The organism is Paenibacillus sp. 481 (assembly GCF_021223605.1).
Lineage (GTDB): Bacteria > Bacillota > Bacilli > Paenibacillales > Paenibacillaceae > Paenibacillus_B.
Window position 1 is genome coordinate 5,218,663 of sequence record NZ_CP075175.1, and the last position, 14,163, is coordinate 5,232,825.

Annotated in this window: 1 protein-coding gene; it reads right to left on the minus strand. The window is 46.6% G+C overall.

The genetic code is table 11. The features are described from left to right. Positions 1 to 43 precede the first annotated feature (43 nt). Positions 44 to 14,155, minus strand: a complete 14,112-nt coding sequence (locus tag KIK04_RS22545; RefSeq protein ID WP_232275971.1) for a non-ribosomal peptide synthetase — start codon at positions 14,153 to 14,155, stop codon at positions 44 to 46. Positions 14,156 to 14,163 lie beyond the last annotated feature (8 nt).

Here is a 14,163-nt window from a genome sequence, read left to right on the forward strand (position 1 = left end):
TTTCTCCTCCTTTATCCAATTTATGATAGTATATCACACCATCCTACGAAATGGTCATATTATCCAAAGTGTATATTTGAGAATATGGATTTCGTGCGATGTGTTCAAAAAGAGATACGTACCGATTCGCAAATGTGTTCATGGTTTTGGTTAAGAACAACGTCGTACGATAATCAAATTGTACGATAAACTCGTCTGCGAAATATTGAGCAGTCACATAAAGATCGTATTCAGAGAATTTCCAATCATATGGATAAGGAGACACCTGCAAGCTCGTAGTCTCTACAGGACGTACGGTGAAATTGTTTAGATTAAACATCGTGTCAAACAACGGTTTCTTGTCAATATCAAAAGGAACTTCAGCATCCTCCAACATCTTTTCGAATGGATATTGCTGATGCTCAAAAGCTTTAATTAGTCGTTTTTGAACCTGCTGAACGAACTCAGCATAAGAATCCTCAACCGTAATTCGGTTTCGAAGTGGAATCGTATTAATGAATAAACCGACCGTCTCCTGAAGTTCAGGGCGTTGACGACCGAAGGCGTACGTTCCGACGACAAGATCAGTTTCGTCCGTTATCTGATGGAGCAACAGCAGATATATGGAATAAAGAACGGCAAAATCGGTCACCATTGGATCGCCCAGCTCATTTTTTATGTTGTACAACCACTGCTTCGGTATCTTTGTAACGACACTGTCACCTTCATAATTTTGCAAATCGATTTGTGTTCCATCGGTTGGCAGCTTAAATGGTTGATATCCGGCCAATTGTTGCTGCCAGAACGAACCTGATTCCGCGAACGCGCCACGATCTAGGATATCTTTTTGCCATACCGCATAATCTTTATATTGCAAAGGTACAGGCCGCAACTCCAAACCGTCATACAATTGGAACAGCTCGCTAAGCAGAATGCCAAGCGAAGTTCCATCTGATACTGCGTGATGCATGTCCAAGAGAAGCACATTTTTTTCCCATCCGACTTCAAGTAGCTTAGCTCGCATTAGCGGTGGGGAAATGCTCGAAAATGGCTCTATAAAGGCCGTCATGATGCGTACCCTTTCTGCCTCGCTATATGCTTGTTCTCTCGTCAGTTCAAAGTGAACGACAGGATGTATTCTCTGTACAACTTGCCTTGCCTGAATCTCAAGTGATGTACGCAGGGCTTCATGACGCGCTATTAATAGCTGAAAACTGCGTTGCAATCGCTCTGGATGGAGTGCCCCGTCGATTTGGAACGCCATCGGCATATTCCAGTGCGTATTTCCTTCGCTAGCTAAGTAACCATACGCTTGATAAGGGGTCGCCGGATAAACGTCCTGTTCTGCAGCAGGTGATATGACTGCATAGATGTCCTGCGGATTGGACTGCATGTTTGACTGTACATAACCCGCCAACGATTTTACCGTTGGGTTCTCAAATACAGCCTGCAAGTCGATCCGAACATGCAGCCTCTGCTGGATTAGTGTCGTCACCATCATAGCATTAAGAGAGTGACCCCCATGTTCAAAAAAGTGGTCTTCAATGCCGACACAATCGACTTTGAGCACTTCTTCCCAGATTCGAACCAATTCTACTTCGACCGAATTCGTCGGTGCCATATATTCAAGATCCGATTTTCTGCTTGGTTGCGGTAAAGAATTACGATCAACCTTTCCATTTGATGTTAGTGGCAGCGAGTCCAACAATACAAAGACGGAAGGCACCATATATCTCGGCAACAGCGCATTCAAGTGTTCTCTAAATATACTGCTTCCAGTATCTTTTCCATCCTCGTTTACAACAATATAAGCGGCTAAAAATGAATACTCCTGCTCGTCCTTAGCAGGAACGACGACAACCTCTCGCACTTCTGGCAAGGAAAGCAGCTTATCTTCTACTTCGCTCAGCTCAATCCGGTTCCCACGAATTTTGACCTGCCGATCTAGCCGCTCAAGGAACTCAAGGTTCCCATCTGGCAGCCACCGAACGAGGTCCCCTGTCCGGTATAGTCTTTCGCCTGCTACGAATGGACTTGCGATAAATCGTTCGGCCGTCAGCTCAGGCTGGTTTAAATACTCGCGAGCCAGCCCTTCCCCTCCAACGTACAGTTCACCTGAAACACCGATCGGTTGTAGCTGGCCCCATCGGTTCAGCACATATACCTGCGTATTATGAATTGGCCGCCCAATCGGCACCGTTCCTTGTTCTCGAATGCTTTCATCCACGGTATAAGTCGCCGTAAACACGGTCGTCTCTGTCGGCCCATATCCATTTGCTATTCGATTCGGGCCTAAGTAATCCAGTGCCTTTACGACATGCTTCTTGGAGCCTGCTTCACCGCCAAAGAACAGCTTGCTTACATACTTCAGGCACGTCACATCCCAATCCACAAGCGTGTTAAACAGCGCTGCGGTCATAAACGCGGATGTGATGCGTTGTTCCTCAAACGTCCGCGCCAGCTCGGCGGCGTTCAACACATCATCCTTCCGTATAAGGACAAGTGTCGCTCCGTTCAAGAGCGCGCCAAAAATCTCATACGTCGATCCGTCAAACGCATAGTTGGACAGTTGTAGCATCCTGTCTGCTGGGCGTACGTCCATAAAGCCGTTGTTGATGCTCGTCTTCACGACGTTCTGATGCGTGGTGACGACTCCTTTTGGCGTGCCAGTCGAACCCGAAGTATACATGATGTAGGCGACATCCACGGAACGCAGTTCTCGGGTCGCTACCATTTCAGCTCCCCTTTCAGTTGCTACTGTTGCAGGAGCATCTGTCGTGCTATTCCAGCGCTGCACATCCAAAGGCAATACTTTACCTAAGAAGTTAGGAGCGACCTGGTCCTCTTCCGCTAGTAGTAGCCGCGCCCCACTATCCGCAAGCATAAAGGCCAGCCTTTCCGGCGGGAATCCAGGGTCAAGTGGCACATACGCTGCACCAGCCTTCAAAATGCCGACAATCGATACAATCATCTCCATTGAACGCTCTGCGAGTAGCCCTACGGCATCACCAGACCGAACCCCCTGCTGTCTTAGCGCTGCTGCAAGAAAGGTTGAGCGGACATCCAGCTCTTTGTAAGTAATCTCATCTGTTCCGAATCGAACGGCTGGATGATCAGGCTGACGCGCTACCGTTTCGGTAAATAGCTGAGGAATCGTTGCTTCTCGCGGATAAGGTGCTGACACCCCACCGAAGCTTGCCAGCTGAACGCGTTCCTCTTCTGTTAGTAGCCCAATATTTTTGATGTTCTGCTCGGGTCGGTCAACCATCTGCTCAAGAATATAATAATAATGACTCTGCATCCGTTCAATGGTAGCTGGCGCAAACAAGTCGCGGTCATATTCCACGGTTAAGCACAGTCCTTTTTCCGTCTCATGTCCTCCCCAAGTCATATCGAATTTGGGTTCTTGGGTTGTAGTCCGAAGCTGGCGTATGCGCATATCGGATTGCTCAAACGAAGTGAGCTCCATATTTTGCAGCACGAACATCGTATCGAACAGCGGGTGCCGATTCGGGTCCCGCGACAGATTCAACTGTTCAATCAATTCCTCTAATGGATATAACTCATGCTCAAAGGCATGGAGCAGTCGTTCCCTTACTTCACTAATGTAGGACTGGAGCTGTATCTCTCCCCGTGGCGCAAGCCGAAGCGCCATTGTGTGAACAAACATACCGACGATGTCAGCCGTATCCGCATGTTTTCTCCCAGCCATAGGTGCCCCGATGATAATGTCTTCGTCTCCTGAATATTTGGAGAGCAAGATGGAATAAGCCGTTAGCAGTAACGTATAGAGCGTTGTACCATTTCTTCCAGCCAGCTCGTTTAATCGTTCGGTAAACTCCGCGCTAAGCTGGAGTTCACTTTGCCCTCCTGCACATTTCTTTCCGCTTTGACGGGTGAAATCATAAGGGAAATTCAGGACGGGGAGCTCACCCTTAAATTGTTCTAACCAGAAGCATTCGCTCTGCCTGTAAGCTTCACTATTCTTTTGTTCCTGCTCCTGCACCGCGTAATCTTTGTATTGAACGGATAGCGGCTCAAATACCACTCCATTGTATAGCTGTAGTAACTCTCTAAAAATAATTCCAGTCGACACGCCATCGGAGACACTATGATGAATGTCAATGATAAGCAAATGTCTCATTTTTGATACGGTTAACATTCCGGCACGGAGCAATGAAGGTCCAGTAAGATCGAATGGACGAATAAATGAAATTAGGTAGTTGTCTATTCGATCCTGCACGGCAACTGCATCATCCGGTTCGCCAGTAAACATATCGTGCTTCATATTCCAATTCAATTCCAATACCGAATGAATCTGCTGCCTAAGTTCACCTTGAACAACCTTAAAGGAAGTCCGTAAGGATTCATGCCGATCTAAGAGGGCAAGGAAGGCCTCTTGCATGCGCTCCCTATCGATTTCGCTTTCAAACTCGAACACCATCGGCATGTTGTAGCTGGTTCCACTTCGATCGACTTGCTGAACCATATACAGTCGCTTTTGTGCAGAAGAAACCGGATATGTGGCTTGCACTCGGGCTGGCCTCAATGGTGCATGTCGGTCGTCACGCGCTTCCTTTTGTATAAGTAAAGCCTGCTCATAGACTGAAGTATTTGCAAAAACATCATGAAGCGATAGCCGTATATCAAGCATTTTATGAACCTTGGCAATTAGAGTCATAGCTTTTAACGAATGACCGCCCAGCTCAAAAAAATGATCATAAATGCCGACTTGTTCAAGGCCGAGCACCTCGGCCCAAATCGATGCAAGTTGCTGCTCCACTTCATTTGTAGGAGCCGTATACCGAATGGTCACACGTTCATGTGGTGCAGGCAATGCTCGTCGATCTATTTTGCCATTCGTGGTCAATGGCATCGAGTCGAGTATGATAAAGCTAGATGGTACCATATAATCTGGCACGATTGGTTTAAGCTGTGTACGAAGTAAAGCTTCTAATGCAGTGAAGTGCTCAGGTTCTGTTGGAACCGTAGGAACAAGGTATGCTGCTAAAAAAGAATGCCCCTGCTCGTCCTTAGCAGGAACGACGACAACCTCTCGCACTTCTGGCAAGGAAAGCAGCTTATCTTCCACTTCGCCCAGCTCAATCCGGTTCCCACGAATTTTGACCTGCCGATCCAGCCGTTCAAGGAACTCAAGGTTCCCATCTGGCAGCCACCGTACGAGGTCCCCTGTCCGATATAGTCTTTCGCCTGCTACGAATGGACTTGCGATAAATCGTTCGGCTGTCAGCTCAGGCTGGTTTAAATACTCGCGAGCCAGCCCTTCCCCTCCAACGTGTAGTTCACCTGGAACACCGATCGGTTGTTGCTGGCCCCACCGGTTCAGCACGTATACCTGCGTATTATGAATTGGCCGCCCAATCGGCACCGTTCCACATTCTCGAATGGTATTATCCACGGAATAAGTTGCCGCAAACACGGTCGTTTCCGTCGGCCCATACCCATTTGCTATTCGATTCGGGCCCAAGTAATCCAGTGCTTTCACGACATGCTTCTTGGAGCCTGCTTCACCGCCAAAGAACAGCTTGCTTACGTGCTTCAGGCACGTCACGTCCCAATCCACGAGTGTGTTAAACAGCGCTGCGGTCATAAACGCGGATGTGATGCGTTGTTCCTCAAACGTCCGCGCCAGCTCGGCGGCGTTCAACATATCCTCCTTCCGTATAAGGACAAGTGTTGCTCCATTCAAGAGTGCGCCAAAAATCTCATACGTCGATCCGTCAAACGCATAGTTGGACAGTTGCAGCATCCTGTCTGCTGGGCGTACGTCCATAAAGCCGTTGTTGATGCTCGTCTTCACGACGTTCTGATGCGTGGTGACGACTCCTTTTGGCGTACCAGTCGAACCCGAAGTATACATGATGTAAGCGATATCCTCGGAACGCAGTTCTCGGGTCGCTACCATTTCAGCTCCCCTTTCAGTTGCTACTGTTGCAGGAGCATCTGTCGTGCTATTCCAGCGCTGCACATCTAAAGGCAATACTTTACCTGTGAAGTTAGGAGCAACCTGTACATCTTCTGCTAGTAGCAACCGCACCCCACTATCCGCAAGCATAAAGGCCAGCCTTTCCGGCGGGAATCCAGGGTCAAGTGGCACATACGCTGCACCAGCCTTCAAAATGCCGACAATCGATACAATCATCTCCATCGAGCGCTCTGCAAGTAGCCCTACGGCATCACCAGACCGAACCCCCTGCTGTCTTAGCGCTGCTGCAAGAAAGGTTGAGCGGACATCCAGCTCTTTGTAAGTAATCTCATCTGTTCCGAATCGAACGGCTGGATGATCAGGCTGACGCGCTACCGTTTCCGTAAATAGCTGAGGAATCGTTGCTTCCCGCGGATAAGGTGCTGACACCCCACCGAAGCTTGCCAGCTGAAGTTGCTCCTCCTGTGACATTAATTCGATTTCCTTGATTTGCTGTTCCGGTCGCTCAACCATCTGCTGCACAATCCGCTCAAAATGCCCGGCCATACGTGCAATCGTCGAATGACTGAACAAATCCGTACTATACTCAATCGTCATCATGATAATATCTTCATGTTCAGCTCCTGCCCACGTCATATCAAACTTCGAGCGATTCGCAGGTGTCTCCACTTGATGAATTTGCATGCTTGGCAACTCAAGTTGCGCCTTGTTCATATTTTGCAGGACAAAAAGCGTATCAAACAACGGATGACGACTTGAATCCCTTGGCACATCTAACTTTTCAATTAGTGCTTCAAGTGGAAAAAGGGTGTGCTTATACGCTTCTAACACATTGTCCCTTACTTGCCCGATATATTGTTCAATTGACAACTCTGCCTTTGGAGCGCAGCGCAATCCGAGCGTCTTTACAAACATTCCGATAAGCGTGTTCGTTTCCACGTGATCCCGGCCTGCAATCGGGGTGCCAACCACGATATCCTCCTGTCCTGAATATTTGGCAAGTAAAATATGATAAGCCGAGAAAAGTATCATAAATAGGGTCACTTTATTAGCTACAGTAGCTTGTTTAAGCTGAGAGGTCAGTTCGCGATCAAGTTGAAAAGTATATTGCGTCCCCTCGTAGCGCTGGACGCGAGGTCGAATACCGTCCAATTTTAAATCGAGCACAGGAATCTCTTCCTTAAACTGTGCGAGCCAGTAAGACTCCTCGGCTAAATAACGTTCGCTTGCCTGCGCCGTCTGTTCCCACACGGCATAGTCTTTATATTGAATACTAAGTGGTGCTAATACCTCTCCGTTATACAAGCTGAACAGCTCATCAAATAATATAGCGGTAGAAATGCCGTCAGACACGATATGATGAGTATCAATGAAGAGCAGATGCTCAGCGGTAGAAAGCCTCCGAACGGCAGCTCGCAACAAAGAATGATTGGATAAATGAAATGGCTGGATACATGAAGCAATCCAGTTCCTGTTACTCTCCGTTCTGCTGTCATTTGAAGTAGCCTGTATTTCATTCTTTTCATCCATGATTTCCAGATGCCAGTTCAACTCTTCAGCGGAGTGTACTCGCTGCCAGATTTCCCCTTCTTCCATCGCAAAAGAAGTACGCAAAGATTCGTGTCGCTCTATAAGCAGGATGAAAGCTTGCTCTAAACGAGAGAGATCCAATTCGCCTTCAATACGTAGAATCATTGGCATATTGTAGCTTGTGCCGACATTTTCATATTGTTGAACGACATACAGTCTTCTTTGGGCGGAAGAAGCAGGATACGCATCCATAAATGGAGCAGATAGAATTGAAGATGGAAAAGTGTGCTCCGCCTCATCATTGATCCTTGCTGCAAGTTCCTGTATCGTTGCAAAATTGAAAATGTCCTGCAAGTTAAGCTTCACATTAAAGTGGTGCTGTACTTTGGCTATAAGCAGCATGGCTTTCAATGAATGTCCACCCAATGCGAAAAAATTATCAAAAATGCCTACTCGTTCATGGCCGAGTACTTCAGCCCAGATCGACGCAAGTGCTTGTTCGATATGGTTAGTTGGGGCTGTGTACTGTTCTACTCTGCGTACCTGAGATGCAGGCAGTGCTCCACGATCTACTTTTCCGTTAGAGGTCAGAGGCAACGATTCAAGTATTACAAAACTTGATGGAATCATATATTCTGGCAGCAACGGTTTAAGCCGCTCACGAAGCTCACGAAGCATAATTTCGAGTGCAGTACAGCGTTCTGTCTCGGTGCAACCTGTAGAGAATGCTGAGTCTACAGGAACAGCGGGAACAACATAGGCTGCTAAATAAGAATGCCCTTGTTCGTCCTTGCCAGGAACGATGACAACCTCGCGTACTTCAGGCAAGGAAAGAAGTTTACCTTCGACTTCGCCCAGCTCAATTCGGTTCCCGCGAATTTTAACCTGCCGATCCATCCGCTCAAGGAACTCAAGGTTGCCATTTGGCAGCCATCGAACGAGGTCCCCTGTCCGGTATAGTCTTTCGCCATCTACGAGTGGACTTGCGATAAATCGTTCAGCCGTCAGCTCAGGCTGGTTTAAATACTCGCGAGCCAGCCCTTCCCCGCCAATGTGCAGTTCACCTGGAACACCGATCGGTTGTTGCTGGCCCCATCGGTTCAGCACGTATACCTGCGTATTGTGAATAGGCCGTCCAATCGGCACGGTCTCACGTTCTCGAATGCTTTCATCCACGGTATAGGTCGTCGCAAACACGGTCGTCTCTGTCGGCCCATACGCATTCGCTATTCGGTTTGGACCCAAGTAATCCAGTGCCTTCATGACATGCTTCTTGGAGGCTGCTTCACCGCCAAAGAACAGCTTGCTTACATGCTTCAGGCACGTCACGTCCCAGTCCACGAGCGTGTTAAACAGCGCTGTGGTCATAAACGCGAAAGTGATGCGCTGTTCCTCAAACGTCCGTGCCAGCTGGGCGGCGTTCAACACATCCTCCTTCCGTATAAGGACAAGTGTCGCTCCGTTCAAGAGTGCGCCGAAGATGTCATACGTCGATCCGTCAAACGCATAGTTGGACAGTTGCAGCATCCTGTCTGCTGGCCGTACTTCCATAAAGCCGTTGTTGATGCTCGTCTTCACAATGTTCTGATGCGTGGTGACGACCCCTTTTGGCGTACCAGTCGAACCCGAAGTATACATGATATAAGCTGTATCCTCAGGATTTATGTTCATCCGCGCTCGTGCCGCAACCATTTCTGCATCGTGAGCTGCCTCGTTCTGTACATCTTGCATAAGTTCTGCTAGTCGGAGCGTGGCACCCCCAAAGCTTGAAAGCGATACCTCGCCAGTAGTTACGAGACATGCTGCTTCGCTGTTTTCGAGAACAAACCGTTTTCTTTCTTCTGGGAAAGCAGGGTCAATCGGAACATAAGCGGCCCCGATTTTCAAAATTCCCCAAATAGCTACTATCATTTCGATCGATCGTTCCGCCAAAATGCCTACTTTATCGCCAGTGTTAATTCCGCTACGTAGGAGGACATTTGCAAGTTGCTCTGCATGCTCGTTAAGTTCTGCATAAGTCATATGGATATCGTCATACACGAGCGCGATATGGTTCGGCCGAGCAACTACCTGCTGCTCGAATATAGACATTATCGAGGCTTCTCTCGGATAAGTAGCGTTCGTCGTGTTATAAAGAGCTAACTGTTCTTTCTCTTCAAACGTGAGCATATGCACGTGTTCAAGAAGCGTTTCAGGTGCTGTGACCATACTCTCTAAAATGACCTTAAAATGTCCAATCATTCGTGTTATCGTCGTAGGATCAAATAGAGCAGTTGCATACTCTACCGTCCAATTCATTCCATGGCTAGATTCTCGTCCACCCCACGTCATGTCGAATTTGGAATGATTCCATTCCCACTCCACGGCTTGGAACGTCGTCCCTGGCAGCTCCAGCGGACGGATATCCATGTTCTGTAACACGAACAAGGTGTCGAACAAAGGATGACGGCTGAAATCTCTAGCCTGATCCAGCTGCTCAAGGAGCTCTTCCAGCGGATAGTCCCCATGTTCATACGCTTTCATGACTCGTGATTTGACATTATGGATAAAGTCCGTTATTCGGCACTTGCCAGACACATCGTTTCTAAGCGCTAATGTATTTACGAACATGCCTACGATTCCTTGTACATCCTCGTGGTTCCGGCCAGCAATTGGCGCCCCCACCACGATATCTTCTTGAGCGCTATATTTAGAGAGCAAAATATTATAAGCCGCAAGCAGGACGATATACAGGGTGGCGTCATGGCGAGAAGCAAGATCTCTTAACTTGTTAGTCATGTTTGCATCGAGTTCAAAGGAAATGGTGTTCCCATCATAAGACCGAATAGCAGGTCGAGAACGATCAGTTATCAAGTTTACTTCTGGCAATTGGCCTTTGAACTGATCGTACCAATAATCACGGCTTGCTTTGTAACGTTCACTACTGCGGTTCTTTTGTTCTTGCACAGCAAAGTCCTTGTAATGGATCGTAGCAGCAGGTAATGCATCTCCTTGGTAAAGACGAACGAGATCCTGATAAATAATGCCTGTCGAAACACCGTCAGACACGATGTGATGGATATCGATCATCAAAATTGTGCGGTCTGCGTTGCACGTAGCAATTGCTGCTCGAACTAGCGGTCCACTATATAGATCAAAAGGTCTTATAAAAGAACGAAGAAGTTGGGAAATATGATCTTGATTTCCTACCCCATTCTTTAAAAGGTCATAGTTATCTAATTGCCAGTTCATGCATTCTACATCTTTAATCCGCTGTCGTAGCTCTTCCCCAGACCAGAGGAAAGAGGTGCGTAGAGCTTCGTGTCGGCTTATTAATTGAAGGAAAGCCTGTTCAAGTCGATTTTTGTCCAATCGCCCTTTAATTTCTAAAATGATCGGCATATTGTAGCTCGTTTGTGATGGAGCAAGTTGCTGTGCAATAAACACTCTTTTTTGAGCTGAGGATGCAGGGTAAGTGTCTTGTTTAGGAGCTGTCGCAATAGGTGTGTAAACACATTGCTGTGAACCATCAACATGTTCAGCCATTTCCCGAAGAACAGGAGACTGGAATATGTCCTGAATCGAGAGTTTAACGCTAAGCTCTTTATGTATTTTAGAGACAAGCATCATCGCTTTTAACGAATGGCCCCCTAGTTCAAAGAAATGATCCTCTGCGCCTATTTGTGCAATGTCCAGCAATTCTTCCCAAATCTTCGCCAACGTTTGTTCTGTAGCACTCGAAGGTGCAACATTACTTTTTTGTGCGGAGAAGCGTGGTTTCGGCAACGCTTTACGGTCCACTTTTCCGTTAGATGTTAAAGGAAACGCGTGAAGAATCTCAAAGGCCGTTGGCACCATATATTCGGGAAGTGCTGCTTTCAATTTCTTTTTCCAAGTTTGAATCTGATCGGACATCCATTCACGTGCATCGTCTTCGTTATCCTCCGAGATAACGTGCGATAGCGAGAGCGGCACGATATAAGCACATAAGTAAGAATGGCCGTGCTCGTCACGAAGTGCCATAATTAAACCGTCCTGCACTTCAGGAAGCGAATTTAGCTTCGCTTCCACTTCACCTAACTCAATGCGATGTCCGCGAATTTTAACTTGATGGTCCAACCGATCCAAAAACTCTAAATTGCCATCTGAAAGCCATTTAACGAGATCTCCTGTTCGATATAAGCGCTCATGCGAAGCAAATGGGTGTTCTATAAATCGCTCGGCAGTAAGCTCTGGTTGCCCCAAATAAGCCTGTGCCAGTCCTTCTCCACCAATATAAAGTTCACCCGGAACACCGATTGGCAAAGGTTTCAAATATTTATTAAGCACGTAAGTCGTCGAATTATGAATCGGACGGCCAATCAGAACAACGTCTTCCTGTGTGACCGGATAACAAGTTGTGAACACGGTTGCTTCTGTTGGCCCATACATATTAAGTAAACGACCTTTGCCCAATACGCTTAACGCTTTATTTACATGCTTAACAGACGCCTTTTCCCCGCCAATTAGCACATGGCGCATATTTTTGAAACAAGCTGGATTCCAATCCACAAGCGTATTAAACAAAGCCGTTGTCAAAAAAGCGACAGATATCGCCTGATGTTCAAACGCCGCTGCAAGTGACTCTGCATTCAATAATTGTTCCTTGTCCAGAAGTACAAGCGTCGCTCCGTTTAATAGGGCACCATAAATGTCAAAAGTCGCGCCGTCAAAAGCATAATTGGAAATTTGTAAAATACGATCATCACGATTGAGATCGATATATCCGTTGTTTAGTGCTATTTTAGCTACATTTCGGTGAGTGATCATAACTCCTTTGGGTGTCCCCGTCGATCCTGATGTATACATGATGTAGGCTGTGCTTGTAGCAGATGATCCCGCTCCATCTTTTCTACGGAAATTAGCTGAAGAATTGGGGATCGATGAATGTAAATCGTCAAAAGTAATCGTATGACCTGTGAACTCAGGAAGGTCAATATCGATCAATGCCAACAAAAAGCGTGATTCGCTATCGTGCAGCATAAATGTCATCCGCTCTGTCGGATAAGATGGATCAATCGGAACGTATGCCGCACCAGCTTTCAGAATAGCGAGAATACCGACGATCATCTCTATGGATCGATTTGCAATGAGACCGACTGCATCCCCCGTAAGAACTCCTTTTTGATGTAATACGTTTGCCCAATGATTAGCTCTGTCGTTCAACTCTTGATACGTCAATTGTTCATTCCCCATCGTAATGGCTGGATGATGGGGCTGCAGAAGTGCTTTTTCTGCGAACAATATGTCTAATGGATACTCCCGTGCATAATGCGCAGATGTCTGATTAAACGTATGTAGTAGTTCGGTTTCCTGCAAAGTCAAGATGACAATGTCGGACACTTTTGTTGTCGGATCGCCAGTAACATACAAACATACTTGTTCCAAATGGCGATAAAGCCGCTCGATATAAGATGACGAATACATGTGCTCGTTATAATTCATCTTAATTAGCATTTCTTCGCCGGGGCCAATGGCAATGTTTAAATCATAGTTCGTATGCTCAAACGACTCAATTGAAGTAATTCGAAAATCGAGGCCGAAGGCATTCGTATCAAACATGCTAGTATTGGACGGATAGTTCTCATAGACCAGTAGGTGATTGAACAAGGAAGACTTACCCGCTTCAACCTGCATATCAGCAAGGGATATGAAACTATGTTCCTCTGAAAGGGCCGCATTTTGATGAGTCCTAATAAGCAGCTCCGAAAATCGTTCATGACGAGAAGACCTGATTCTTATTGGAACAGCGTTGATGAACAAACCCACGATTTTATCTACGTTCGGTATAGTTGGGGAGCGGCCAGAAACGACAGAACCGAACACAACGTCATCTGTATTATTGTAATATTGAAGTACGACGCCCCAAATCGCCTGAAAAAGACTACTTACTGTAACTTGATACTCCCTTGCCAAGGATACAAGTCGATCAGTAAGCGAGCGATCAATCTTAAACACGATGTCCTGTATCGAGCCGGTTTCCTTTTGAGCGGTGAAGCTATCAAGTGAGCTGTTCAGCGTATGGTTGATGGTTCTGTCTGTAGGTAAATTCGTAACGCCATCGTAATCTGATAAATAGTTTCTCCAGTATTGGCGGGCGACAGCGTCATCTTGTGACTCTAGCCATTTCATATAGGTTTTGTAGGGTACGGCTCGATCAAGCTGAACGGTAATACCCTGAACCTCTTGCTTATAGCGTGCAAACCATTCTTGCAAGACGATCGCCAGACTCCAACCGTCTAGCAAAATGTGATGGTTGCTCCAAATCAGCTTATAGCCTGAAGCATGAGTCTGTATAAGCTTTAAGCGCAACAGCATATCTTTGGACAGATCAAAGGAGCGATTTCGATCTTCTTCAGCGATCTCTTTGATAACGTCATGCTGCTCCTTATCATTCAAGTTTGAAATATTAACGAGTTCCAAGTGAAGGAGGCGCTTTTTCAGTACAATCTGTCTAGGCTTACTTATCTTGTCATAAATAAAAAGGGTGCGAAAAATATCATAGCGTGCAATGACTGCGTTTAAACTTCGTTCCAACGCTTCAGCGTCTACATGTCCTTCGAGTGTAAAAATCATCTGCTCGAAGTATACGTCTCCTTGGTCGTAAAGCGAATGAAAGAGCAAAGCTTCCTGCATCGGAGATAATGGATAAATGTCGGCAATTTCTGCTTTGTTCATCATCTATGACG